This is a genomic window from Lentzea sp. NPDC051208 (assembly GCF_040682435.1).
In the GTDB taxonomy this organism is placed as follows: Bacteria; Actinomycetota; Actinomycetes; order Mycobacteriales; family Pseudonocardiaceae; genus Lentzea; species Lentzea kristufekii.
In genome coordinates, this window is record NZ_JBFBAW010000008.1 from 257,175 (window position 1) to 282,628 (window position 25,454).

The following is a 25,454-nucleotide window of genomic DNA, read 5'->3' on the forward strand; positions in this document are numbered from 1 at the left end:
CGTTTCACGAGCTTCCATCGGAATCGGCGATCTGTTGTCGAACCGGTTCGATGAGCGAACACTAAAGTGACACCGAGCACATGTCAATCACCGCCCGGCCGTTCAGCGCCGGGTCGTGCCGGCGAACCGGACGACGGAGATCCGGTCGATCACGGGCGCGTACCGGGAGCGCAACAGCGCGTCCGGGAAGGTCTGCGAGGCATAGGTCTTCCCGTCGAAGTTGGGCAGCTCCTCCGAGCGGAACGAGATGGTGTTCGCACCCTTCACGAGGCGCACCACGGCGGTCAGCTCCCAGAAGTTGTTGGAGTGGAAGCTGTGCGGGAACAGCACGCGCTGCGCGGTCCCCCCGTTGACGGACATGTCGGCGTGCCTGGCGAGCGGGTCCGGGTTGTAATGCGTCGCCACGGACTGCTCGGGGTTGGCGTACTTGATGCGGACGGCGTGCGTGCCCGCTTGATCGGCTTGGACGTGGAAGGTCAGGGTGTTGGTGTTGCCCGGTGTGCCACCCACGCCCTCGACCGCCGAACCACCATGCGCCAGCGACAGCGGTGCCGCCTTCGCCGTGCCGGCGAGTTCGGCCGCCTCGGCCTCGTACACCTTCGGCGTCAGCGTGCCGGAGGTGCGCCCGACCTCGATGCGGTCCACCAGCGTGCGGCCGGACCGGCCGACGACGGTGATCTTGTTGACGCCTCCCGACAGGGAGACCGCGACCTCGGAGGACGCCGGGTTCACCTTGAGCACGTCCTGACCGTTGACGGCCAGTTGTGCCTGTCCCCCACCGATCGTGCGCACTCGGATCGTCGACTCCGCGTCCACGGGCGAGTAGACCCAGAAGGTGGCCGTGCCGCCCTTGGCTACCTCGACGACACCGGAGCCGGACACCCTGCGATGGGCGTGCGCGCCGTCGTGGACGGGACGCGCACCATCGAGTTCGGCCAGCTCCGCCTCGTAGACCGCGACACGGGCCTCGGGATCGGGCAGTGAGAGCCGGATCCGGTCGACGATGGCGTCCCCCTTGGTGGTCCTCGTGCCGTCGAGGCTGCGCGCGGCCAGGGAGATCACGTGCCTGCCGGCAGTCAGCTCGACGGTGGTGTCCGCGTGGTCCCACACCACCCACTTGTAGCCCAGCGGGAGGTGCAGCTCCTGTTCCGCGCCGCCGTCCACGCGCAGGAACACGTTGGTCGGGCCCTGCTCCCGCACCGCGGCGAAGGTGTTGAGGGAGTTGGCGAACACGCTCAGGTCGTACCTGCCGGCCCTGGGCACGTCGACGGTGAAGTCGAGCACGCCGTCGGAGCCGGTGCGCAGTCCGCCGACGCTGTAGCCGCCGGAGGTGTAGAACTTCGACACGTCGGCCGGAGAGCCCTCCGGTCCGTTGCGGCTGTAACCGGACCCCGTGTACCGGGCGTCCTCGGCCTCGTAGCCGGCTTCCCACACCTTGGGCGCCCGCACCGTCTCCGTGGCGCCGCCGGCCGGGGTGAGGACGATCTCGTAAGCCGAGGACTCCTCCAGCGCCGGGAGCGCGCCGCCGAAGTCGAAGGCCACCGAACCGTCGCGCACGTCCACGTCGTACTCGGCGACCAGTTCGGGCTGGGCCGAGTCGCCGATCTGCCCGGTCCACGGGATCTCGCGGACCCAGGCGTGCAGCTTGCCGCCGAACGCGCGCGGGACGTTGTCGAACCGCACCCACGACGCGCCGCCCTTGCCGCCGAACAGCGCCTTCACCCGGTGCTTGGCGTCGTCCAGGGTTGCCACGCCCTGGAGGGTGTAGTTCTGCCCCGGCGAGGGAGGCGCGACCGCGACGGTGTGCCCCGTCATGCTGCCGTAGGCGTTGTAGAGCCACCACTGGCCGTTGCCCCGGTTGGCCTGCACGGCGGAGTCGGAGAGGTTGCCGTCGATGTTCCAGTAGGCGATGTCCGCGTCCACTTTGGACTCCTCGATCGCGGAGATCCACTGGATCATCTGGCCTGGCACCGAGGTGTGGTAGTTGAACGCGTACTCGTTGATGTTGATCGGCAGCCGCCTGCCATCGTGGGCGGTGCCCGCGAAGACCTCCTGCTCCCAGGCGCGGTAGCGGGCGACGCTGGTGCGAACCTGTTCCGGGTGGCTCAGCTCGTGCCAGGTCATCACGTCGGGGACGGTGCCCTTCGCCACGGTGTGCTGCAGGAAACCCTTGACCTGGTCGAACAGCACGCTGGTGTTCGGTCCGGCGATCCGCGCGCCCGGCATCCTGCCCTTGATCAGCGCGTACACCTCGTCCCATGCGGTGAAGAAGTCGTCGGGGTCGCTCAGCCAGCTGACCCGGTCGTAGCTCCACTCACCGGTGCCGAACATGTTGCCCTCGGGCTCGTTGAACGGCACGAACACCACGTTGTCCTGGTACTGCTCGGGCAGCTGGAGCACCTGGCCGACCTGAGTTGCGATCTTGTCCTTGTACAGCCGCATCTTCTCCTGCGGCGTGCTGCCAGGCCACTGGTAGGGGAAGCCGCGGTGGATGTCGGTCATGTAGATGTAGACGTCGCCGTCCGAGCTGTCGGCCAGCGGCTTGACCACCTCCAGCGCGTCCGCGCCGGGGTGCTGCGGGCCGTCCTGGGCCTTGGTCGAGACCGTGCGCACGTGCATGCCCTCGATCAGGTTGTTGGTCGGCACACCCTGGCCGTAGAGGCCGTACAGGGTGCCGGAAGCACCGCCGTGGAACTCCCCCGTCTTGCGGCCGAGGTCGACCACCAGCTGCCCGTCCCTGATCACCGTGACCGTCGCGGTGACCGTCCTCCCGGCCGCCGTGCCCGAGACGGTGAACGTGCCGGGCCCGGCGTAGCGGTCCGCGGGCACCGCCGCCCACGTGATCGGCACGTCACGGTCGTAGCCGTCGGTGAACCGCGCCCCGACCGCGCCGGGCAGTTGCGGTGCCCGGCCGACCGGGGTGCGCACGTCGAAGGCGAGTCGGTCCAGGGCGACAGGTGCCGGGACCGTGCCGCCGACCAGCTCGGCCACCTGGCCGGCGGACAGCGCCGACCGGTACACGCGGAAGTCGTCCACCGCGCCGTCGAACAGCGGGTCCGGGTAGAAGGAACGGCCGATGAACCCCGCGGCGGTCGCACCCTCGACGAGCTGCCCGGCGGTCGCGGTCGTTGTCGCGGAAGCCACCGCGGCCCCGTCCAGGTAGGTGGTGATGCGGTCGGCCGCCGCGTCCAGCGTCACCGTGACGGTCTTCCACACACCCGAAGGCAACGCCCCCGATCCCGTGACCTGCGCTTCTGCCCCACCTCCCGCGGTGGTGACAGCGGTGCGCAGGCGACCGCCGCCGCTGTAAGGGGTCGAGAACAGGTACCGGTCGGTGTCCCTGCCCAGCGCGTAGATCCACTGCCACGGCGCCGTCGTGCCGTCCCACTTGACCCGCACCGAGACCGTCAGGTCCGACGCGCCCTCCAGCACCGGCTTCGGCAGGCTCACGTACGGGCCGTCGGAGGTCGGTGCGCCACCGGGCAGCTCGAGCGCCTTGCCGCTCACGCCGTCGACCAGCGCCGCGCGCGTGCCGTTGACCAGTGCGCCGTGCAGGCCGTTGCCGGAAAGGTCGGTGACGACTCCGGAGGCCAGGTCGTCGCCGTCGAACCCGTAGTGCAGCGCCGGTGGCGGCAGGTCGGTCGTGGTGGCCGTCGCCGGCGAGCCGCCGACGGCCACCAGGTACTGGACAGCCAGCACGACCGACGCCGCAGCGCCCGCGCGTCTCGCCCTTGACATCCCCATCGTCACTGCTCCTGAGGTCGCTGGTGGTCATATCGCCTGCTCAGCCGGACCTGAGCGCGGCGAATGTCGAACCGGTTCGATTTCACGTAGTACCTGCTGGCAGCCCCATCACCTCTGGACGCGGGCTAGAAGCCCCACAGCCGCCAGGTCTGGTTGAGCGGGCCACCCTGGCCGGCGGGGTTGCAGGTCCACTGGTGGATCGGGGCGCGTGCCGCCGTGGAGATCTCGCTGACGTCGACGCACTTGCCGCTGTGCCGAGCCACGAGCTGGTAGTCGTGGGGGTCGTTGCCCGGATAGGTCACCTTGCGCAGCGCGAACTGCTGGTTCTGCGCCCCGCCGACGCAGGTCCACTGCTGCACGGCGGCACCGTCCGCGGTGGACGAGCCGTTGACGTCGAGGCACTTGCCGGTCTGCTGGTTGACGACGGTGTAGGTGCCGGCGACCCCCGGCACCGGGCGGAAGTCCCACAGCTGCTGGTCGCCGCCCTCGCAGTGGTACTGCTGCTGCCGGTTGCCGTCGGCGGTGCTGAGGTTCGTGTTGTCCAGGCACTGCTGCGAGTGCTGGGCAACCGCCACGGAGGCCACTCCCCTGCTCGTCGGCGGCAGGAGCGTGATGGTGAACGTGTCGTCGGCGTTCGTGTGCGGCAGGTTGACCGTGGCACCGTTGCCGGACAGGGTCACCACGGAGTTCTGGGTGGTGATCGGTCCCTGGACCGCGCCGCCCCGGTTGTGCGCGATGCGCTGGGTGACGACCCGCACCTGGTTGTTCTGCACGATGCCGCTCGTGGCGTCCAGCCGCCGGAGCTGGAGGGCGATGTTGCCCGTGGTACCGCCGCCGCCGACCAAAATCTTCGCGACCCCGTTCGCCTTCGTGGTGAACGCGTCGTAGGACGGACTGGGCGTCACGGAGACGATCTGCCCCGTCTGCGAGCCGTAGAAGCGGTAGACCCACCACTCGCCCTTCGGCTGGTGCACGCCCGCCGAGTTGCGCACGAGCAGGTTGCCGAGGTCGTTGTGCAGGTTGCCCGCGCTGGCCCAGTTGGCGCGCAGACCGTCGGCCCCGGCCCGTTCCAGGCGCGCGACGTACCAGGAGCCATCGCCGGGGTTCTGCTCGTCGGGCGCCCCGTACTCGTTGATCTGGTACGGACGCGGGTGCGGGATGCCACGCGAGTCGAGCGTGGCGTTCGCAGCCCTGACGTCCGCCACCGGGTCACCGGGCAGGGAATGCCAGCTGATGATGTCGGGCACCGTGTTCGACGTGCGGATGAAGTCGAGGTACTGGTTCCACCACGCACCCGTGGTCGTCGGCACGCCCGCGAAGCTCGGACCGACGATCAGCTGCTGGGGGAACGCGGCCCGGACGCGGTGGTACGTGCGGCGCCACAGCTCGAAGTACTGCGACTGCGGGCGGTTCCAGAACATGGCGAGGTTGGGCTCGTTCCACAGGTCCCACTGCACCGGGACACCGGTCGCCCGCACGTCGTTGATCACGCGGGTGAGGAAGTTGTCGTAGTCGGTCCAGTTGCCGTTGTCGCCGGGGAAGCGGGAGATCGGGTAGCCGTCCGCGCCCCACAGGTCGTGCACCAGCAGGACGAACTCGCCACCCAGCGACCGGGTACGCACCAACTGGGCACGCGTGGCGTCCCACCGGCGGTCGTACCGTCCCGCGACCCAGCCACCGGGGCCGTCGAGCTGTGCGCCACCGGCACGCATGTACCTGAACTTCACGTCGCGGTAGAAGTGGTCCGCCGGCCCGGACGCGTCCTCGGTCATGCCGTAGATCCACCCGGAGGCCCGGTAGGTCGGGGAACCGCCGGCGACGGAGAAGTCGACCGAGATCGACTCGTTCCCGGCCAGGGCGGCAGGGGCAGGTGCTGCGAGGGATGCGGCGACCGCGAGGACAGCGGCGGCGCAGCGGCCTCGCCGTCTTGCGAGTGTGGTGGCCACGCTTGACTCCTTTGTCAGGGCACCGATGAGGGAGGCGCAGGGCAGACCGTGCGCCGTTCCTGGAACGGGGTGAGCGGAGGCGTTATCGGCGGTGACACCGGACCGCGGTGACGGCCGGGTGCACGCAAGCAGGGATTTGCCGTTGAACCATATGAGCTCCGTACGCGGCAAGAGCAGTCGAACCGGTTCGATCGCTGAGGACCGTACGCCTTCAATCCCTGGCTGTGCAAGAGAGTATGGTGATCGAACCGGTTCGTTAAGCCGTCGCGGTTCACCGCGTCGTGCGTGGTCGGCCATCGGCGCCAGGCCAGGAGTCGCGGTGCACCAGGGGCGCGAAGCGGATCAGGTGGAGGTCGAGCTGGACCTGTACATCAGGGTCTCGCCCAGTAATTTCACCGTTCACGAATGACACGACACTGTGCCTGCAGAAAATTGTACCCGAGCAGGTTAAGCGTCATCGCGATACTGTGTACGACTCCGCCGAGACGGTCCTGTCGTTCTAGACGAAGCGTTCAATCCAGCTGGGTTCAAGAGACTGAGGCCGTGCCTGCGGGGTATCTGGCCGCGAGCGATCGGTACGTGCGGTGCTCATTGTAGTGCCGCTCGCACTCATTCAACGCGTACCATAGGTGGATCTGATTCCAGATCAGCGTGCGATCCAACAGTTCCCCGCGAAAGGTCTTGTCCCAGTCGAGAGAACTTAGCGGCGAAAGATTGAATCGCGTCGACTGGCCCTCTACACCAGGTTCGAGCTATCCAGTGGCGCATGAACACACAAACTGCGCACGCTTGCTACGAGCGGGTGCTGAAGTTCCCCTCGGACACGGACGTTAAACACACGCGGAGAGGTCGTCGCATAGACGGCCTCTTTTGCTATGTCGTACCTGAGTTCGACACCGAGGTCTTCATAGAGCTTGGCGAGCCTTTCCGACTTCCCTTCCGTGATGATCGTCGTCACGTCGTCGAGACCGTCCAGCCTCGCTTGAACTTCAGCGGCCGTGAGTGTTGAAGGCGCGGGCAGGCCTTCCAGTTCGGCGCTCGCCGCCGCGCGCTGTTCCTCCGCCTCGTTGATCGCCTCTACCAGCGCGACCGGATCGACGCCTGCCGCGATCGCCGCCTGAAACCGCCGCAATTCGGCCTCAGCGACTTCTAGCCGCTTCTTCGCGGCATCGCGCGTCGTCGACTTCTCCGCCGAGCCACCCTGCGACTCGACGAGGTGCGCCACCGTCCGATCTATGCTCTTTCGATCGACGATCTGGCACAGCCACTTGTTCAGCAGCTCCAACACCACGTTCTCGGCGAGATTCACCGTCCTGGGATGGCTGTTCAATGCCGCTGACCCCGGAGCCAACGAGCGCGCCAGACACCGGTAGTAGGTGTGCTCTTTCCGGATGATCGCCCCTTGCATCTTCCGCGTGCAGATTCCGCACCGCACCCGGCCTTTCAGGATGTACGGCCGCGCTCCGCTGGTGCGAGTGCGTTCGAGCTTCGCCCTTCCTCGCATTCCACCGGCCGCCCGCGACTTGCGGAGTAGCTGGGCCTCCGTGAACTCCTCGACCGACACGAGCGCCGGGTGCGCGGGTCGGCGAGAGCGAACGACGCGGTCGGGGCTCGATCGGCGGAACTTGACGACGTGACCGGCCGCTACGTCGTCCGGGTCGAGCAGCGTCTCCAACTTCCGCCACCGACCAAAGAACGCGTAGCCCGTGTAGCGGGGTCATACTCGTTGATCAAGCCGCCTAGCACTCGCCGACGACGTACGGATCTACAGCCTGGCTCTCTGGTCGGTTGATCGGGTCGTGGCGCCGTATGGTGCCGCGCTCGATGTGGTCGCCGGTGGTTGTAGTGGGAGACGTAGCGGTTCAACACTGACGTCAGGTGCCGCTCGTCAATGATCAGCAGCCGATCCGTGAGCTCACGTCTGACGGTGCCGACAAACCGTTCCGCATAGCAGTTGGCCCGTGGACGTCGCGGTGGGATCTCCACAACGTCGATGCCGGCGTCCGCGAGAACGGAATCGAACGACACTGTGAACTGGCCGGCCCTGTCACGGACCAGGAAACGAAACTCGCTGGCCCGGTTGTCCAGCTCTATGAGGAAATTGCGAGCCTGCTGCGTGGTCCACGGGCCATCGGGGTTGGTGGTAGTGCCGAGGATGTGGACATAGCGGGTGCCGACCTCCATCACGAAGAACACGTACACCCGCTTCAACGTGACGACGCAGTCGACGTGGAAGAAGTCGCACGCCAGCATGGTCTCCGCCTGAGCACGCTAGAACCGCCGCCGCCGCGACGTGTCGGAGTCCCGAGTCGGCGACAGCGGAATCCGAAGCCGCTTCAACACCTGGCGAACAGGTGATGCGGCCGTCCGGTGGCCGAACTTGAGCAGTTCACCTTGGATCCGGCGGTAGCCCCAGCCCGTATTCTCCCGCGCCATATGCTCGATCAACGCCACCACGGCCTCATCAATCCGCGGCCGACCACTCCGCTTCCGGTAGGTCCACTTCTTGGCGACCAAGCGCCGATGCCACCGCAACACCGTGCCCAGCGACACCGACCGGTGCTCTCGCAGCCACACCGGTAACCGCCGCACCAACGCGGCGAGCACGGCACGATCAGTCCAATCCAACCGAGGACACCGCTGACCTCGACGAGTACGGAGTTTCGGCACCGCACAGGCAAGCAACGCCCTGTCCTCCGGCCGCAATCGTGGCCGCTGACCGCCGAGTTGCCGCTGCGGACCGCGAGTTGATGGCGTAGCGCGAGGATCTCGATGTCCTTCTCGCGATCGGTCATGCGCAGCAGCCATAGCCCGGTGAATGCGTGGGAGACGGCGCACTGGGCGAAGCGGACCAGCACGGCCGCGAGCATGCCGGATGATGTTCGTTAGCACGTCGACGCCTGCTGAGCTGAACGGACATCTTTCTCGGCACGCACAGGTTCGTGTCGAGAGCCTGGGAATCTTCTCAGCCATCCGTCTGCCCAGTTCCGCAGCTCGTCCTGGCGAGGCTCAGAAAGCGCTCAGCCAGCCCATCACCGTCGCGACCATGAACGCCAGCGTCATGAGCACCACGATCATCACCGCCACCAGCGTCACGATGGGGGCCTTGCGCGACGGCATCGGTTGAGGATGGGACAAGCCGGAGGTCTGACCGGACTCGGGCGGGGTGTCGCCTGGTGTGACGCCGCCGCCTCGTTCCAGGCCAGGCGTGCGGACGGGATCCGGGTCGGGCGGCGTGTCACGGGGAGCGCCGCCGCCCTCGAGTCCTGCGTTGCGATTGGGATCCGATTGAGACGGAGTCGCGGTCATGTGCGCCGAATACCCCACGGCAACACCGTGAACCATCGGGTGAGGAAGGCCCGCTCGTCCTCGTGGTGTCGCCCGTCGACAGCGACTGATCTGCTCACCACCGCGTCCTGCGACTGTGCCGCGCCGCGACGTACCGGTCACGAAACAACGATGTCACAGGATGATGTTGAGCAGAACGGTCAGCAATACAGAGGCGAACACGGAGAAGGCGATCATCGCAAGGCAGCCGAGTCGGCCACCGAGGGGACGGATCTTCACTTGTTCTTCCCTGTGCTCAATGGTGTGCGGCGTCGCGCCGGCGAGCGCCCGCCTTGGCCAGGCCACGGCTGATCATGTAACCGATGGCCAGGAAGGTGATGTAGCGCAACGCCTGCTCGGCGTTGAACGGGTCGGCGGTGCCGGCATCGCCGCTCACCATCAGCGCCGTGACCACAACCGCGGCAACCGCGGCGAGGAACACGAAGAACTCCGTGGTCTTGAACGACGGTTTCGTCTCCACATCCGGCCGATGCATCGCGGGCGCACCGGATGCGAGGTCGCCCGTCACCCTGCCACTTTGCAATCCCGGAGTTCTGGGAACGCCGCCCACTGGACCTGTTGCGCTGGTCATGTCTGTCCTCCTGCCGAGATCAAGCGCACATCGATGGTTCGCTGTACGTACCCTTGCCTAAGCGACACAAACCGAGGCCCGCGATCTGGCCCCTGAGCTGGCCGGGATGACGCGGAACAGGTCGACAGTTGGTGGTGCGATCGGCTCGAAGCGGAGTACCGCAACGCCGTGCCAGGCAGCCGCCGCGGTGACGCCTCGACCACCCACCCGCCCTGCGGGCGCAGCGAAACGTGCGTCTTGGCGTAGGGGCACCAGCCACATCATCGCGAACGTTGTCAGCGCATCACCCGAAGGCGACGTCCACGCCACCGACGCACGCAACGCAGTGGCCACACGGCTCGAGGCCGAGCATCCGGACTGCAAGATCGAGCTGTTCACGTGGACGCCTGCCGGAGTCGCTACGAGCTGCAGACCGACTCTGGTTCGCCGCGCTATCCACGCTTCTACATCGTTGCTCTACAGGAACAGCCACCGAAGTTCACGCACTTGGCCGGTCAAGCCCAGCTCGTCCCTGGCTCGCAACAACCTCACGATCGCCACCGTCGACCACGCGCACGCGATGTCGGTGTAGATCACGAAATACCCAGCGTCACCGCCCATAGGGGATTCGTCCGCATCTGGCGGGCGGTAACCGATCAGATCTTCACCCGTTGCGGTGATGGCGCTCGGTTCTCGCGCAACACTGGTGGAGGCTGGCCAGTATGGACCGCGTACATCCCTGCGACCTGTGCGACGGCACGGGCGCGATGACCTGGCAGCAACCCGTGCCCGGCCCAGATGGCTCGCTCGTGTTGACGGAGATGAACCACCCCTGCGTCAACGGCTGCTCGGGCTGGTTCAAGCTCCCCGCCGCCGAGCGCGGCACTGTCATCGAACCTGGCACGGCCAAGATGACAGGGGCGGGCAACGTCGCCGTCACCAACCTGGAACACCGCACGGAGTGGACCCGGCCGATGCCGCCGCCCGGCGGCAATACGCCCGCGCCGTCGATCTGATCGCACCTGGCCTACGAGGGCCGAACGCTACGCCGACCTCTGCAGAAGCCCTACGCATCATCTTCAGGCCACGCCATGGGCCGACTTCCCAGCTGCGCGGCGGCGATTGCCTCGAACACATTGCGGTGCACGTGAAGGACCCCGTCGACACGGGTCACCGCGAGCGGGCAGAGCGCGGCGCACTGGTCAGCGACGATCGCCAGTCGCGTGCCCGCCTGCTCGGCGTCGGCATGGCTTCGGACGAGCATCCGCAATCCAGCAGAACCCATGAACGTGGCTTGCCGCAGGTCGATGACGACCGCGGGTGGACGCTGCGCGATCTGTGCGGAGATCGCAGTCCGGACGACGTCCTCGCCCTCTCCCCGCTGGGCCACCTCGCCGACCACGACGATGACCGGCAGCCCACCGACAAGAGATACCTCGACGAACACCATGCCTGAGTCGTCGCTGTATTGAGCACTCATCGTGCGCTTCTTCCTACGCGTGCCAGTCGGTACCGACGCCCACCCCGTACGCCGCAGGAAAGTGCACGAGTTGTGGGGATGGCCGTCTTGCACGGTAGGAGCAGCATCCGGGGGCCATCAACCGACGTTCACCTGTTCTGCCGATGAGCCACGCCGGTCGTCGGCGTTGCGCTGGTGTGACGGCCCAGGCCCTTGGTGGCTACGCCGAACACGTCGTGCAGGAGCGTTGTCCCTCCCGGTCCCGAACGGTCTTTCCGCAAGGACGTCGCGATCGTCCCGAGCTGCGGTCCGGTTAGCCGCGCGGTCGTCTCCGTGCGCAAACCGGGTCCTTCGCGTTCTTCGGTCCGTAGTTCCTGTCGGCGCCTCGTCGTGTTCTTCCTTGCCCTGAGAGGGGGGTCGAGTGCTGGACAGGCCGCCCTCCGTGCGAACAACCCGCGGGGGCATCCGGACGCCGGTCGGCACTGTGGTGATCCCCGCGGAGCTGAGGATCTTGTCAGCCAAGGCGGGTGTTTGGCGTCGCGGTCACGGATGAGGAATCTGATCCGCGCGAGGTATCCGGTGTCCTCGAGGTCCATGAGCAGGATGCGGACGGCCTGGCTGGCCCAGGCATGAGTGGGGTGCAGCCTGCGAACGCAGAAGTCTTTCCACCTAACGGTTGTCCGACGCGGGGACGGATCGACGCCAGCAGCCTTCAGGATCTCCCACACCGTGGAGGCGGCGATCGCCACGCCCAAGAACGCGAGTTCGCCGTGAATGCGTCGACACCCCACGACGGGTTCTCGGTTGCCAGACGTAGTCAGCACCGTGTCCGGGCTGACCAGAGCCGGAGGCGGCGCAACCCCGCCCGATCCAAGGGCACGAGCAAGACTGCGAGCAACGCCTGTCCTCAGACCGCGGTCGTGGGCGCTGATCGCCGAGCTGTCTGCGCATGACCGCGAGCTGATGACGACGGCACCGCCTACCGAGCCGGCGGCCTGCGCGTCGGGGCGTACTCCGACGACCGGAAGATCACGCCCATTGTTCCCGACATCGCGGGCGTAGCGCTGAACGACAAGACAAATCGCATTCCAGGAACGCTTCAGCTTCTCGTTGAGCGCTGTCCTGGGGTTCGCAAGGTGTCTCCGGCCGCGGCCGATTGGTTCGTCCGAAGCTGGTCTGCGAATGTTGGGTGTCCAACGCATCCGGAACGCTGCAAGGGCGGCGAACAGTTCACGGTCGTCGGTCTTGTCGCTGACAGCGTTGCGCACGTGGAACTAGTGATCAGACGTGTCCGCCAGTGTGTCGGCGGACCCGGGGGCGACATCGGCCGCAGCGGGGCGGGTCAGCACCGCGGCCGTGTCCAGCGCGCCGGTGGCGACGTCGCGGGCGACGTCGGAGAGCCGGAGGCGATGGGCGCGAGCATGGTCGCGTAGCCGTGTGTAGGCCTGATGCACGTCCAGGCCTCCTGCCTCGACCAGTACCCCCTTGGCCTGCTCGAGGACAGTGCGGTGGTGCAAGGCGGACTGCAACTGCTCGTAGATGATCTCCTCGCGGCGCACTGAGCGCTGCTGCAGAATGCCGATGGTGGCCATGTCGGCCAAGGTCTGTCCGAGCGCGACACTGGCATCGTCGATGGCCGCCGGCTGGGCCCGAAGCAACGTCAACGCCCCGATGACCTCGTTACGCAGCCGCATCGGCACCGCGGTCGCCGCACGGAATCCCGCCTGCACCGCCGCAGGCGCGAACAGCGGCCATCGGTCGGTCGCGGTGGCCAGATCACCGCTGGAGACCACGGCACCGGTGTGCACGCAGTCCAGGCACGGCCCTTCGCGCGTTTGCGCGGCGAACACCTCCACCAGGTAGGCGTGTTCAGAAGACCCGGCTGCGGGCCTCCATCCGCCGCGCTGGTCAGAGAGGATCACCCCGGCGGCGTCGACCCGCAGCAGCTCCACCGACCGCTCGGCGAGCATGCTGAGGAAGTCGAGGACGTCGAAGTCCGCGACCAGCGTGTCGGCAAGCGACAGGAACACCTCGGCCAACCGCTGGTCCCGCCCGGTGCTCATCGTGACGACCTTTCCACCCGCGTCATGACCAATCCTCCTCCTGCGTGAACCGCAGTCTGCGCGTGACGACCCGCCGGGCGACCTCGGCCAGCGGCAGGTCGTGGGCGAAGGCATACCCGCGCAATCGCAGCAACGCAGTCTCGGTGGTTGTCTCAAGTTGCACCTGCGCCATGCCCGCCGCCTGGTACACCTCGACATGTGGGTCGAGCAGCCAGCTCATGTCCGCGGTGTGGTGCCCGGCGAGCTCGTCGGAGATGCCGTGAGTGGCCATGTCGGTGAGGATCAGCGCGTCGCTCATCTCGCTGCGCGACAGCGAACCGGGTGAACCGCGGTAGAGGTCCAACGACCCCAACCGCGCCACACCGACCTGCAGCGGGAACGAGAACACCGCCGCGGCCCCCAGCGCCAACGCGCCAGGGGTGAACGCGGGCCACCGCGCACCTTCGGCGGCCAGATCGGGCACCAGCACCGGACCACCGGAGGCGAACGCGTCCAGGCACGGTCCCTCACCGACGGTGAGTTGCAGGTCTTCCAGCCCGGCGCTCGTCGGATTCGTCGCATGCACCAGGCCCCGACTCGGATGGTCCGCGCTGCCGCTACCGATGCCGAGGTGGCTGAGCACGGTGGCGCCGGCGCCGGTGATCGACAGTTCCTTCACGCACCGCCCGCAGACCAACGCCACAGTGGAGGCCGATTCACCGTCGCGATCGGCGATCAGCAGCTCCCGGAGCCGAGCACGCCGGTCCTGATCCACGACACCCTCCGCGCTCGACTCGCACCGCTCGATCGACCCTAACCTGTCCGCGACCTGCCAACGGCCGTACAGGCCGTGCAAGGCCCGACTACCTCGACGGCTCGGGAGCCTGGGAACCAGAGGTGAGCGACTCGTGAAGGGCCTGGTGTCCAGTCCGTTCGGCCCGGAAGGTGCTGTGCGGGAGCGCGGGCGGCTGCCAGCATCGCGGGTCCCGGTAGCAGTGTGCGGAGTCGCAGCGGCTTTGCGAGCGCTGGGCTGGCATCACGAAAGCCTCACCGGCGCTGCAGCCGTGAACGGCCATCAGCATGCCCTTGGCCTGATCGATCTCGACCGGGAGTACACGGCGGTTTCCAGGTGGGTCACCCGCGTGCGGGTGACCTGCCACAACTGGGCGTTGGTGATCGCGGCGGAGGCGCCAGTGGTGAACGGCCGCATGACGCTCTCGTCGAACAGGTCGAAGGCACGCGCGGTGGCTGTAGACGTTGAGCGACCCGAGCAGCCTGTCGCCGTCGGCGACCGTCGCCAGCATCGGCACGGCGAGGTAGGCGCAGATGCCCGACCTCGTGGGGCGACAGGGCCGATCCTCCCGTGCGCACCGATCCCGCGATCGCCGCGCTGCAGACCGCAACGACGGTGCTGAGCGTGCTGCTCACGGCCAGCAAGGCGTCGACCGCTCGAATTGATCGGCTCACCGCTCCGTTCCGGTGCACTACGACGGCTATGGCGGCACACAGCGCCGCCATCCCGCCGATGATCAAGCAGTGATCATTGTCCTTTGGCCGCGTCGTAGCCGAGGTGCAACCAATCCGACGCGGCGACCGCCGACAGAGCGGTCGCGATCAGCCGGGTCGCCCTCGGCGCGAGCACCAGACCGGCCGTGAGTGCGCCGGCGATCCACACACCCGAGCAGAACGGACAGGTGACGAGCTCGCCGACGGCATGGCGCACACCGTGACCGCGGACGGTCTCGTTGACCTCGGCCTCGCCCGCCGACTGCTCGTAACGGGTGAACGGAGCGCGCAGGACGCTGGTGATCGATGACTTGGTGGCCAGCCTGCTGGCCTTGTGGGTGGCCAAGGCCAGCAGGACGGTGTCGCCGGCGGTGAACCGCTCGGGAAGCTGTGTTCCCTTGTGCCGGCCGACGGCCGTGGCGATGCCGACCAGCGCACCGTAGGAGCACAGCGACGCCAGGTATCCGAGCAGCGGGCGACGTTCATCCCCGGCGTAGGCGGTCTGCATGCGGGTGAAGGACTCGACGATCGACATGGGCAAGGTGTTGCCGCCGCTGCGGCCGTCAAACCGCGATGCCGGTGGGTTCGCCATGGCGGAACTCAGGCGCCCACGCGGTTGGGAACCGGTGCTGACCCGTCCCCGCGCAGCGCGCTCCTCGCCCACCGGGCCACCGACGACGGCTCGGGACGCAGCTCGTCACCGTGCTGTTCGACCACGATGAGGTCTTCACCGCTGTGCGTCTCGATCGCCAGCGACCACCCGTGCCGCTCATCCCAGAGCAATGCCACCTCCCGGCCCGGGAAGTCCGGCAATCGTCCGTCCAACGCCACATAGGCGTTCGATGGTCGTTCCCCTTGGACACAGCAGCACTGCGGGCTCAAGCCCAGCGCGCGGGCGACCAGCCGGACATGACGGCGCACACCGCGTGTCCAGGTGTCGTCGAAGTCGAGTTCCATCACGAGCGCCGCCTTCGCTAGTCGGATGTGACACGCCGACTGCTTGACGTGGGAGAGGGATACCTCCGCCCGCTTCGCCCAATCATCCGGTTGTGGCACCCGGATCGGCTCGCAGGTCCGCCAGGTGTGCGATGGGATCTGTCTCGTCCTCGTCGACATGAGCGTGACTGCAAGACCGCGGATACGAGCCGCCGGTGCCCAAACAGGACTCGATCTCGCTGCACCACCGAACCGGTCGACCGCACCTCACGTTCGAGCGAGGTGACCAGGTTCAACGCAGTGCGGTCGTCTCCCGCGGCAGCAGCAGACCCTGCGTCCGTACCACACGGACTGACCGCTTTCCGGTGACGGACGTGCAGATACGCCCGACCTCCCTGCCGCCACGGCCAACGCACACACCCTCGGCACGTCGAGCAGCAACCGTCGCGGCGCGCTACCCTCGAAGGATCTGCGGTCTTCCTGCGCCGAAAAGCGGCACTCGCCCCGGATGTGGTTGGTGATGGACGGGTACGCCGGACGTCGCACGATAATCCGGTTCAGCATCGAGCCGGTGGGGTCGCTCCCGCCGTGCTGCTCGTCTCGGGGCTCTCGTCAGCCGGCGAGGAGACACGAGCATGACAACCCGCGACCAGGTGAACCCGTTGTTGCCCCTCGTGCTGGACGAGGTGACAACCGCACTGGGACGCCTTTCCGAAGCGCTCAGTCGTGAGGACGACCTGCGGAGGCTGATGGCCTCGGTCTGTGAGCAAGTCGTGCGTGCGGTGCATGGTCTCGACGAGGCGACCGTGACACTGCTCGATGACGGCACGCCGTTCACCGCCGCGAGCACGAGCGAGCTCGTCACCCGGCTGGACGGTGTCCAGTACCGCGACCGTGCCGGTCCGTGCTTGGATGCCGCCAAGACGCGCCAGCTCGTGCGGGCAACGATCGACGAGGCAGAGGATCGCTGGCCCGCCTTCGGCATGGAGTCCCGTGCCGCTGGAATGGGCAGCTTCCTGTCCGCACCGCTGACCCTGGACAGCGAACACTCGGGCGCCATCAACGGTTACTCCAGGCAGGGACATGGCTTTCTGGAACTGGATGCTCCGCTGCTGGCGCTCTACAGCACCGCCGTGGAAACGAGCCTGCGCAGCCACAGCATGTACCTGCAAGCGTTCAAACTCGCCGAACAGCTGCGCGCCGCGCTGACCACGCGTGCCGTGATCGACCAGGCCAAAGGCGTCCTCATCGCCGTGCACGGCATCACCGCCGACGAAGCCTTCCAGTTGCTGGTCGAGCGGTCACAGCGCGAGAACATCAAGCTGCACGCGCTGGCCGAGCGGTTCATCGAGGACCTGATCAACCGCTCCGGCCCGCTGCAGGTTCTTTCCCGGGAAGGCGCCTGATGGGCATGCGGATCGCGTTGATAGCCACCGGCCACACCGGCGCGACGCCCTACGGGGCCGGAGTCGGCGGGCTTGCGCGAGCGTTGGTCCGGCACCGGCATGAAGTTGTGGTCTACACCCGCAAGGACGCGGCCGACCTCCCAGCACGTGAGCGCACTCAGGACGGCTACGAGGTCGTGCACGTACCTCTCGGGCCCGCCCGCCCGATGACCGCAGACGACGCGTGGTCCTTCACCGACGACCTGGCCCGGTTTCTGAAGCGCGAGTGGGATGAGCGAGCTCCGGACATCGTGCACTCGGTCGGGTCCATGGCCGGCCTCGCCGCATTGCTGGCAGCACGCGAACCCAAGGTCCCAGTGGTGCACACCCACCACGAACCGAACCCCGAACAGGAGCGGGTCGAGCGGCTGATCTGCCGGCACGCCGCGCACCTCATGACGACCAGCAGCGGTCAGGTGACCGGTCTGTGTCACATGGGCGTGCCTCGCTCCCAGATCACGGTGGTGCCCGTCGGCGTGGACCTCAAGGGCGAGGAGACGGCCGGGAGCACCGAGCAGCGCACCGACCGGGTGAACGTGCTCGGCGTCGGCGAGCTGCTGCCGGGCCACGGATTCGACACCGTCATCACTGCCATCGCCGGCGTGCGCGACGCCGTGCTGGTGATCGCCGCACCTGTCGAAACGCCCGACCTGAGGACCGGCCACGAGGCGAAGCGGCTGCGACAGCTCGCCGTGGAACTCGGCGTGCAGGACCGGGTGTCGGTGACAGGAGCCTCAACCCGGTCCGACGTGACCGGGCTGCTGCGCTCGGCCGACCTCGTGGTAACCGCACCGCGACAGGACTCAACTGGAATCGTTGCGCTCGAAGCAATGGCGTGCGCTCTACCGGTCGTCGCCTCAGCTGTGGGAGCGCTCGCGGACGTAGTGGTCGACAAGATCACCGGCCAGCTGGTACCGCCAGGCGACGCCCCCGCACTAGCACTCGTCCTGCGCGAACTGGTCGCGAATCCGGCCAGGCGGGAAGCCTTCGGCATCGCAGGCGCCGACCGTGTCCGAGCGCGGTACAGCTGGGATCGCATCGCGGCCGACGTAGTTCTGGTCTACCAACGCGCGCAGCTCGTCCGCGCGTGACGTGAAACGTCATCGTCGCGCGGGGGCGGCCGTCCGCGACCACGCCAGCAGCCAGGCCGCCCCCATCGCGGCGTCGATGAGATACGCCTTGGGAATGCGACCACTGCCCGTCCGCCGCCGCACGAGTCTGCGCCCAGCCAAGTCCGATCAACAACGCGGCGGTGGTGCGTTGCAACCACCGGTCGGTCTTGCGACCGAACACGCCTCGAAGCTGCGCATGGTCGTCAGTTCGCCACGCCAGCACACCAACGGTGGCGCCGCTCTGTGTTTGCTCACAGAGGGATCGCGTCCGTTGGTCCCACCCTTTCGGTTCGGGCCAGCACTGGCAGTGGGTCTCGTGTGGACGTTGTCAAGCCGCCTGGCGCGCTGACGCACCAGTCTCTGGTTCGAACCGGGGGCGGCACGCTGCTCGACCGTTCCACCGAGGTGACGACCCGACACCTGCTGAACAGATCCCGAGGTCAGGGCCTGGATACCACTCTTCTGAGAGGACAAACGTTCTATCAAGTCACGTGTTCTCCGCCAGCCGAACCGCCCTGCCGCACATCTGCGAGGTGATGCGCGACAGGGCTTGCGTTCGAGCGGTGTCAGCTCACGCGTTGCAGAACGACCAGCGATCGCGCCGGCAGGGTCAGCTGCTCAGCCGCCGCTGTCGGCTTCTCGCTCTCGCCGACCTCGCCGGTGGCGGTGTCGACCACGACCGTCCACTCCGGACTGTACTCGACGTCGGGCAGCGTCACCTCGATGTCTTCGAAGTGCGAGTTGAAAGCGATCAAGAAGGAGTCGTCGACCACCTGCATGCCCCGCGAGTCGAGGTCGGGGATGCCTTCACCGTTGAGGAAGACGACGATGCACCTGCCGAAGTCGTCCTCCCAGTTCTGCTCGGTCATCTCTTCGCCGGACGGCGCGAACCACGCGATGTCGCGCAGCTCCTCACCCTTGCGAATCGGCCTGCCGACGAAGAAGCGCTTGCGCCGGAACACCGGGTGCGCCTTGCGGAACGCGGTCACCGCGGAGGTGAAGTCGACGAGTTCGGCGTTGCCGGCCAGCAACGACCAGTCGACCCAGGAGACCTCGTTGTCCTGGCAGTAGGCGTTGTTGTTGCCGTTCTGCGTGCGCCCGAACTCATCGCCGTGCAGGATCATCGGCACGCCCTGCGACAGCAGCAGGGTCGCGATCAGGTTGCGCCGTTGCCGTGTCCGCAGTTCGAGCACCCCGGGGTCGTCGGACGGGCCTTCGGCACCGCAGTTCCAGGACCGGTTGTGGCTCTCGCCGTCCTGGTTGTCCTCGCCGTTGGCCTCGTTGTGCTTCTCGTTGTACGACACCAGGTCGTTCAGCGTGAAGCCGTCGTGCGCCGTCACGAAGTTGATCGACGCGTACGGCCGGCGCCCGTCGTTCTGGTAGAGGTCCGAGGAGCCTGTGAAGCGAGAAGCGAACTCGCCGAGCGTCGCGGGCTCACCGCGCCAGAAGTCGCGCACGGTGTCGCGGTACTTGCCGTTCCACTCCGTCCACAGTGGAGGGAAGTTGCCGACCTGGTAGCCACCGGGCCCGACGTCCCACGGCTCGGCGATCAGCTTGACCTGCGACACCACCGGGTCCTGCTGCACGACCTCGAAGAACGTCGCCAGCCTGTCCACGTCGTAGAACTCGCGCGCCAGCGTCGCCGCGAGGTCGAACCGGAAACCGTCGACGTGCATCTCGGTCACCCAGTAGCGCAGCGAGTCCATGATCAGCTGCAGCGTGTGCGGCGAGCGCACGTTCAGCGAGTTGCCGGTACCCGTGTAGTCCGTGTAGTACTGCGGGTCGTCGTCTTCCAGCCGGTAGTACGACACGTTGTCGATACCGCGCATCGACAGCGTCGGCCCGAGGTGGTTGCCCTCCGCCGTGTGGTTGTAGACCACGTCGAGAATGACCTCGATGCCCGCGTCGTGCAGGGCCCTGACCATGCCCTTGAACTCCTGCACCTGGTTGCCGGAACCGGCCTGCGAGGCGTAGGCGTCGTGCGGGGCGAAGAACCCGATGGTGTTGTAACCCCAGTAGTTGCTGAGCCCCTTCTCGACCAGGGTGTGGTCGCTGATGAACTGGTGCACCGGCATCAACTCGACCGCCGTGACCCCCAGCCGGGTCAGGTGGTCGATCATCACCGGGTGCGCGAGGCCCGCGTAGGTGCCCCGCAGGGGCGGCGGAATCTCCGGATGGGTGATCGTGAGGCCGCGGACGTGGGCCTCGTAAATGACGCTCTCGTGGTAGGGAGTCTTCGGCAACCTGTCGTCCGCCCAGTCGAAGAACGGGCTCACCACCACGGACTTCGGCACGAACTCCGCCGAGTCCGCGTCGTTGCGCTCGTCCGGCGAACCGAACCGGTAGCCGAACAACGACTCGTCCCACCGCAGACCGTCGCTGATCGCCTTGGCGTACGGGTCGATCAACAGCTTGTTGGGGTTGCAGCGCATGCCGCGCTCCGGGGCGTACGGCCCGTGTACGCGGTATCCGTACCGCTGACCGGGACCGACACCATGCAGGTAACCGTGGTGGACGAAACCGCTCACCTCGGAGAGGTGAACCCGCGTCTCGGTGCCGTCGTCGTCGAACAGGCACAGCTCGACGCGGTCGGCGACCTCCGAGAACAGAGCGAAATTGGTGCCGACGCCGTCATAGGTGGCGCCGAGCGGATAGGACGTTCCAGGCCAGGCTTTCACGGGCGAGGTATGCCCACCAGCGCCGGGTTCAACCGGAGACAGATGTGAGGCTCAACGCCCTTCAGCTGGCGCGATCGTCCTTCGCTCCTGCCACTCGCCTGGCAGCGCCTCGTCGCTCGCGGCGTCCCGAGTGGGGATGGCCGCTGCTCTCATTCCCGTGCACCGGAGCCGGATCTTGGTCCGTCCCGCCCATCTGGGGCTACCGGGATGCCGATCCGCGTCTCCGCCTGGAGGCGCCGATAACGGTTGCGCCGCAAGCTCGCAGTGTTCACCTGTCGCAGGCAACGCACCCGCGTCCGCGACGCTCGATCCGACAGTGCGGCGGATCAACGACGACCGGTTGACGCTCACCCTCACCGACACTGCCGGCTTTCACCCGGACCTGCCCGGCCCGACTCCGGTCATCGGCCGTCGGGCCGGGCAGCCGGTCACTCGACGTCCGCGGCACCCAAGCCGATGCCGTCGTTCTCCGGCGGATCGCTCGGTGGCCGCTTCGACACCTCGACCTCGGTCTCGGTCAGGGGCGCCCCGCTCGCCTCCTCAGCGGCGCCACGTTCCGTCTGCTCGTTCTCGCTCGGTTCAGTCACTGCACACTCCTTCCCGGACGTGTCCTTCGTGCGTGCGGCATACCCGGCGCCGACGCTTCGAAGCCGGCCCGCGGAAGTTCACACTGCGGCATGTCCCAGCGGACGCCGGGTGCTCGCCGCCATCGCGTCCCGCTTCATGAAGGTGGTGCGTGATGGTGCGAGTCCATGTCGGTGCGACGTCTGCGATCTGACCTCGGCCACAGGCGACCGCCCGTCCGGGTGACTCACCCGGACGGGCGCAAAACGGCCAGTGCTCACCTGAGAGGAAATGCCGCCTGGCTGGCACGACCGGGTTCACGCGCGGTGCTGTGCCGGCTCACTCCCGCAGCGAGCGGGAGCCCTCCAGCGGGCTCCCGCTCGCTGCCCTGAGCATCGCCATCAGGAGGGCCGGGCTGATCGTGCCCGCTCCGAGGCCGATCTCGACGAGGTCGTCGAACGCGCGCCGGCCGTCGCGTGCCGCGCTCGTGGCCAGATCCACGAGCGCCGGTGTGCGGGTGAGCCGGGCCAGTGCGTCGGTGTGCCGCAGGTGCTTGCCGAGCACGCGGCGCAACGCCCGCCGGTAGCCGCTCGCGGGATCCGCTGTCATGGCGGCCGCACCGGCGAGGGATCCGGACAGGACGGCGTAGTAGATCCCCTCGCCCGTCAGCGGGTTGATCAGCGAGGCAGCGTCCCCCGCCAGCAGCACACGATCATGACTGATGTCCGGTCTGCCCGGCGACAACGGCAACCGGTGGCCGCGCAGCGTCAGCGGCGGGCAGTCGGGCAACAGCGCGTGCAGGCGCTCCGTCAAGTGCGCTCGTGTCGGCGGCTTCTGACGGATGAGCTCGCCGTAGCCGACGTTCGCGGTGCCATCGCCGACGGGGAAGACCCAGGCGTACGCGGGCCAGTGTGCGGTGGACATGACGAGTCGCTGTTCCGCCGCGGGCCACGGGTCCGCACTCGTGTATCCGCGCAGTGCGATGGCGGTGCTGCCCGCCTTCGCGCTCTTGGCGCCGCATTGCCGTCGCACGACCGACTCCGCGCCGTCCGCACCGATCACCGTGCGGGCGTGGAACCTGCCGTCGATGTCCACGCCATCCTCCGTCGGAGTGAGCGAACGGATCCGGTGCCGCCGAAACTCGGCACCCGCCGTGCACGCGGCCACGACGAGTCGGGCGTCGAGCAGCGCGCGGGGTATGACGCAGGCAGGCCGAGCGAACCGGCGGACGGCTGTCACGCCTCGCGGTGAGGTCAGCCGCAGATCGAGGATCGGGGCTGTGCCGGCCGTGAGGGCGCAGACGTCCACACCGAGTCCGGCCAGGACGTCCAACGCGTGCGGCGCGACGCCGTCACCGCAGACCTTGTCGCGCGGGAACTCCGCGGCGTCCAGCAACAGCACGCGAGCGGCCGGGTTCGCGCGCAACGCCGCGAGGGCGGCCGACGAGCCGGCGGGTCCGGCTCCGACGACGGCGAGGTCCCAAGTGTCGTGCCCGGCCATCAGCGAGCCAACTGGTGGACCGCGGCGGCGAACAGCCACGGCGCATGGATGGCGGCCGGAACGATCCGGCGCCCGAGCGCGGGCCTGTTCCTGGCCCACAGCAGGGACTCCGTCAGCCAGCGCGACCGGCGCGACGTGCGCACCCAGGCACGGTCGTAGTCCGCCGGCCGTCCGGCTCGCAGGCAGCGGACGAGCTCGGCCGCGGTGCTCAGCGACAGCGCGAGCCCTTCGCCGGTGAGCGCGTCGACGTAGCCCGCCGCGTCTCCCGCCAGCAGCACACGCCCGGCCACCCTGCCGGTCGTCCGCTGCCGCAACGGTCCGGCGCCGCGCACACGGGAGACCGGTTGTGCGTCCGCAAGTCGCGCCACCAGTTCGGGAAACGCGGTGAGCTGCTCGGTGAAGCCGCCCCGGACCGATGACAGGATCGCGACACCGATCATGTCCGGTGCCACCGGTGTCACGTAAGCCTCCGACCTCGGCGCCCACGTCACCTCCACCCCGCCGCTCCACGGCGTGAGCGCGAAGTGGCGGCGCAGTCCCCACCGCGGCGCGGAAGGCCTGCCGTGGGCGCCGAGGCCGACGAGATCGCGGATCGGCGAGTGCAGACCGTCCGCGGCGACGAGGTAGCGCGCCCGCAGCGCACCGGCTCGCACGTGGTCGTCGTACTGGAAGACCTCGGTGACCGAGGTGCTCGACACCGGCACCCCGGCGCGGCGGACCGCTTCGCTCAGCGCGTCGTGCAGCTGAGTTCGCCGGACGCCACGTCCGCTGCCACACCGGAACGGCGCGTGCACCGCCTGAGTGCCCTGCCGGTAGGTGATGCCGTCGATCGGATGTCCTGGCGGGTCCACGCCGAGTGCGGCCAACGCCCGCACCGCACCGGGCATCAGCCCTTCCCCGCAGGCCTTGTCGAGCACACCGGGCCGCTTCTCGCACACCACCACGTCCATGCCGGCCTGGGCGCAGCCCAGCGCGACGGCGAGCCCTGCCGGACCTCCTCCGGCCACCACGACGTCGTGCATCCGGTCAGACATCCAGGGACCTGAGCGCGTCGTTCTCCGCGCGGATGCGGACCGTCAGCAGAGCTGCGTTCAGCACGGTGAAGACCAAGGCGGTCAGCCACGCGTCGTGCACCAGTGGCAGTGCGAAGCCCTCGACCACGACCGCGACGTAGTTCGGGTGCGGGAACAGGCGGTACGGGCCACCGGTCACGCGGGGCAGGTCCGGCACGACGACGATCCGGGTGTTCCACTGACGTCCGAGCACCCGGATGCACCACCACCGCAGTGCCTGCGACAGCACCACGAGAGCAAGCATCGGCCAGCCGAGCAGCGGAACGAAGTCCCTGTCCGCCAGCCAGACCTCGGCCAGGCACCCGGCCAGCAGGCCGGTGTGCAGCACGACCATGAACGGGTAGTGCGCGAAACCCGTCTCGAGACCGCCGCGGGCGAGGCTCCACGCCAGGTTGCGCTTCGCCACGACCAGCTCGGCCAGCCGCTCTGCCGCGACCAGGCCGACCAGCACCGAGTACCACACCTGGCTCACCACCTCAGCAACACCAACTCGGCGCAGAAGCCCGGTCCCATGGCCATCACCACACCCCAGTCGCCGGGAGAGGCGGGCCTGGCCGCGAGCGTGTCGGCGAAGACGTGCAGCACTGACGCGGAGGACAGGTTGCCTATCTCGTGCAACGACCGCCACGTCATCGCGAGGTCGTCTTCGTCGAGGCCGAGCACCGACTGGATGGCCTCGATGACCTTCGGCCCGCCGGGGTGACAGATCCAGCGCGCGATGTCATCGATCTCAAGCCCGTGTGGTGATAACAGGCTTTTGACGTCATCGGCCAGGTGCTCGCGCACCAGCTCGGGCACTTCGGCGCCCAGCACGACCTTCAGGCCCGTGCTGCCGACATCCCACCCCATCGCGCGTTCGGAGTCCGCGTACAGGTGGCTCAACGAGTCCACGACCTGAGGACCGGCTGCCGCGCCGGGGTGCTCGGAGCCGACGGCGACGACCGCGGCAGCGCCGTCACCGAAGAGACCCGAGGCGATCATGTTGGCAGCACTGGCATCCTGCCTCTGCACGGTCAGCGAGCACAGCTCGACGGACACGAGCATCGCCACCGAGTTCGGCCAGCCGCGCAGGAAGTCGTGCAGCCGCGCGACGCCCGCGGCGCCGGCCAGGCAACCCAGGCCGATGATCGGGACTCGCTTCACGTCCGGCCGCATGCCGATCCGGGCCGCGATCCGCGCGTCGAGGGAGGGAACCGCGATCCCGGTGACCGTCGTGGACACGATCAGGTCCACATCGGACGGTCGAAGGCCTGCGTCCGCCAACGCGGCCAGTGCGGCCTCACAGCCGAGATCGACCGCCACGGAGAGAAAGGCGTCGTTCGCCGCGGTGAAACCGTCGAGCTCGTCGTACCGCTCGATGGCCAGCGCGAGGTGCCGCGAACCGACACGGGCACTGCTGTGGAACCGGGCGGCCACCGCGCGGGAAGCGGAATCCGGTAAACACAACCGCGCGAACAGGTTTGTCAGCCGCGCTTGTGGGTAGCGGTGCGGCGGAAGAACGCCGTGTACGGCCGAAATTGTCGTCACCTCCTTCACGGTACGGCTTCCGCC

At 68.0% G+C, this 25,454-nt stretch carries 24 protein-coding genes; 4 read left to right on the top strand and 20 right to left on the bottom strand.

All coding sequences use genetic code 11. The features are described from left to right. Window positions 1-102: 102 nt before the first annotated feature. The 8 genes from AB0M48_RS21705 to AB0M48_RS21740 form a co-directional block, all read right to left on the bottom strand. Window positions 103-3,738, bottom strand: coding sequence for a LamG-like jellyroll fold domain-containing protein (locus tag AB0M48_RS21705; protein ID WP_363844765.1), 3,636 nt, complete (start codon window positions 3,736-3,738; stop codon window positions 103-105). 131 nt (window positions 3,739-3,869) lie between these two features. Then, a complete protein-coding gene (locus AB0M48_RS21710; RefSeq protein ID WP_363844768.1) occupies window positions 3,870-5,690 on the bottom strand; it encodes an RICIN domain-containing protein in 1,821 nt (606 codons plus the stop codon). A 736-nt stretch (window positions 5,691-6,426) separates the two neighbouring features. Next, entirely contained in the window at window positions 6,427-7,365 is a 939-nt protein-coding gene (locus tag AB0M48_RS21715) for a zinc ribbon domain-containing protein (RefSeq protein WP_363844771.1), read from the bottom strand. After that, window positions 7,335-7,874 carry an integrase core domain-containing protein gene (locus tag AB0M48_RS21720; RefSeq protein WP_363845178.1) on the bottom strand — a complete coding sequence of 180 codons (540 nt, stop codon included), beginning with the start codon at window positions 7,872-7,874 and terminating at the stop codon, window positions 7,335-7,337. The genes AB0M48_RS21715 and AB0M48_RS21720 overlap by 31 nt, the downstream gene beginning before the upstream one ends. A gap of 87 nt (window positions 7,875-7,961) precedes the next feature. After that, window positions 7,962-8,297 (bottom strand): hypothetical protein, encoded by a 336-nt coding sequence (locus tag AB0M48_RS21725; RefSeq protein ID WP_363844774.1) that lies wholly within the window; start codon window positions 8,295-8,297, stop codon window positions 7,962-7,964. Between the two features lie 402 nt (window positions 8,298-8,699). After that, the gene (locus AB0M48_RS21730; RefSeq protein WP_363845181.1) at window positions 8,700-8,999 is read right to left on the bottom strand and encodes a DUF6480 family protein; all 300 of its coding nucleotides are present in this window, start codon (window positions 8,997-8,999) and stop codon (window positions 8,700-8,702) included. A 274-nt stretch (window positions 9,000-9,273) separates the two neighbouring features. Continuing rightward, a complete protein-coding gene (locus AB0M48_RS21735) occupies window positions 9,274-9,546 on the bottom strand; it encodes a hypothetical protein (protein WP_363844777.1) in 273 nt (90 codons plus the stop codon). 519 nt (window positions 9,547-10,065) lie between these two features. Continuing rightward, window positions 10,066-10,209, bottom strand: a complete 144-nt coding sequence (locus AB0M48_RS21740; RefSeq protein ID WP_363844780.1) for a hypothetical protein — start codon at window positions 10,207-10,209, stop codon at window positions 10,066-10,068. Between the two features lie 101 nt (window positions 10,210-10,310). On the opposite strand from AB0M48_RS21740, the gene AB0M48_RS21745 reads away from it, so the two are divergent. After that, window positions 10,311-10,604, top strand: a complete 294-nt coding sequence (locus AB0M48_RS21745; protein WP_363844783.1) for a hypothetical protein — start codon at window positions 10,311-10,313, stop codon at window positions 10,602-10,604. A 50-nt stretch (window positions 10,605-10,654) separates the two neighbouring features. Here AB0M48_RS21745 and AB0M48_RS21750 read toward each other — a convergent pair whose 3' ends face one another. The 4 genes from AB0M48_RS21750 to AB0M48_RS21765 form a co-directional block, all read right to left on the bottom strand. Continuing rightward, window positions 10,655-11,038 (bottom strand): STAS domain-containing protein, encoded by a 384-nt coding sequence (locus AB0M48_RS21750; RefSeq protein WP_363844786.1) that lies wholly within the window; start codon window positions 11,036-11,038, stop codon window positions 10,655-10,657. Between the two features lie 1,283 nt (window positions 11,039-12,321). Further along, window positions 12,322-13,110: a GAF and ANTAR domain-containing protein gene (locus AB0M48_RS21755; RefSeq protein ID WP_363844789.1), complete on the bottom strand. Its 789-nt coding sequence runs from the start codon at window positions 13,108-13,110 to the stop codon at window positions 12,322-12,324. Window positions 13,111-13,132: 22 nt separating this feature from the next. After that, the gene (locus tag AB0M48_RS21760) at window positions 13,133-13,864 is read right to left on the bottom strand and encodes a GAF and ANTAR domain-containing protein (RefSeq protein ID WP_363844792.1); all 732 of its coding nucleotides are present in this window, start codon (window positions 13,862-13,864) and stop codon (window positions 13,133-13,135) included. Window positions 13,865-13,952: 88 nt separating this feature from the next. After that, window positions 13,953-14,393 carry an ANTAR domain-containing protein gene (locus AB0M48_RS21765; protein ID WP_363844794.1) on the bottom strand — a complete coding sequence of 147 codons (441 nt, stop codon included), beginning with the start codon at window positions 14,391-14,393 and terminating at the stop codon, window positions 13,953-13,955. A 59-nt stretch (window positions 14,394-14,452) separates the two neighbouring features. Between AB0M48_RS21765 and AB0M48_RS21770 the strand changes: the two genes are divergently transcribed. Continuing rightward, the gene (locus AB0M48_RS21770; RefSeq protein ID WP_363844797.1) at window positions 14,453-14,629 is read left to right on the top strand and encodes a hypothetical protein; all 177 of its coding nucleotides are present in this window, start codon (window positions 14,453-14,455) and stop codon (window positions 14,627-14,629) included. Here the strand turns inward: AB0M48_RS21770 and AB0M48_RS21775 are convergent, their stop codons facing one another. Beyond that, window positions 14,630-15,130: a DUF1360 domain-containing protein gene (locus tag AB0M48_RS21775; RefSeq protein ID WP_363844800.1), complete on the bottom strand. Its 501-nt coding sequence runs from the start codon at window positions 15,128-15,130 to the stop codon at window positions 14,630-14,632. A gap of 65 nt (window positions 15,131-15,195) precedes the next feature. Continuing rightward, window positions 15,196-15,552 carry a DUF6292 family protein gene (locus AB0M48_RS21780; protein WP_363844803.1) on the bottom strand — a complete coding sequence of 119 codons (357 nt, stop codon included), beginning with the start codon at window positions 15,550-15,552 and terminating at the stop codon, window positions 15,196-15,198. A gap of 614 nt (window positions 15,553-16,166) precedes the next feature. Here AB0M48_RS21780 and AB0M48_RS21785 point away from each other — a divergent pair. Further along, complete coding sequence (locus tag AB0M48_RS21785) at window positions 16,167-16,937, top strand: GAF and ANTAR domain-containing protein (protein WP_363844806.1); 771 nt, start codon at window positions 16,167-16,169, stop codon at window positions 16,935-16,937. Then, entirely contained in the window at window positions 16,937-18,067 is a 1,131-nt protein-coding gene (locus tag AB0M48_RS21790) for a glycosyltransferase (protein ID WP_363844809.1), read from the top strand. The genes AB0M48_RS21785 and AB0M48_RS21790 overlap by 1 nt, the downstream gene beginning before the upstream one ends. A gap of 587 nt (window positions 18,068-18,654) precedes the next feature. Here AB0M48_RS21790 and glgX read toward each other — a convergent pair. The 6 genes from glgX to AB0M48_RS21820 all read right to left on the bottom strand — a co-directional run bounded on the left by glgX (window position 18,655) and on the right by AB0M48_RS21820 (window position 25,430). Beyond that, the gene (gene glgX, locus AB0M48_RS21795) at window positions 18,655-20,766 is read right to left on the bottom strand and encodes a glycogen debranching protein GlgX (RefSeq protein WP_363844812.1); all 2,112 of its coding nucleotides are present in this window, start codon (window positions 20,764-20,766) and stop codon (window positions 18,655-18,657) included. 428 nt (window positions 20,767-21,194) lie between these two features. After that, window positions 21,195-21,353, bottom strand: coding sequence for a hypothetical protein (locus tag AB0M48_RS21800; protein WP_363844815.1), 159 nt, complete (start codon window positions 21,351-21,353; stop codon window positions 21,195-21,197). Between the two features lie 316 nt (window positions 21,354-21,669). Next, window positions 21,670-22,830: a geranylgeranyl reductase family protein gene (locus AB0M48_RS21805; protein WP_363844818.1), complete on the bottom strand. Its 1,161-nt coding sequence runs from the start codon at window positions 22,828-22,830 to the stop codon at window positions 21,670-21,672. After that, window positions 22,830-23,864: an NAD(P)/FAD-dependent oxidoreductase gene (locus AB0M48_RS21810; protein WP_363844821.1), complete on the bottom strand. Its 1,035-nt coding sequence runs from the start codon at window positions 23,862-23,864 to the stop codon at window positions 22,830-22,832. The genes AB0M48_RS21805 and AB0M48_RS21810 overlap by 1 nt, the downstream gene beginning before the upstream one ends. Next, window positions 23,857-24,375 (bottom strand): isoprenylcysteine carboxyl methyltransferase family protein, encoded by a 519-nt coding sequence (locus AB0M48_RS21815; RefSeq protein ID WP_363844824.1) that lies wholly within the window; start codon window positions 24,373-24,375, stop codon window positions 23,857-23,859. The genes AB0M48_RS21810 and AB0M48_RS21815 overlap by 8 nt, the downstream gene beginning before the upstream one ends. After that, window positions 24,372-25,430, bottom strand: a complete 1,059-nt coding sequence (locus AB0M48_RS21820) for a 3-oxoacyl-[acyl-carrier-protein] synthase III C-terminal domain-containing protein (protein ID WP_363844827.1) — start codon at window positions 25,428-25,430, stop codon at window positions 24,372-24,374. Before AB0M48_RS21820 ends, AB0M48_RS21815 begins: the two co-directional genes overlap by 4 nt. Window positions 25,431-25,454 lie beyond the last annotated feature (24 nt).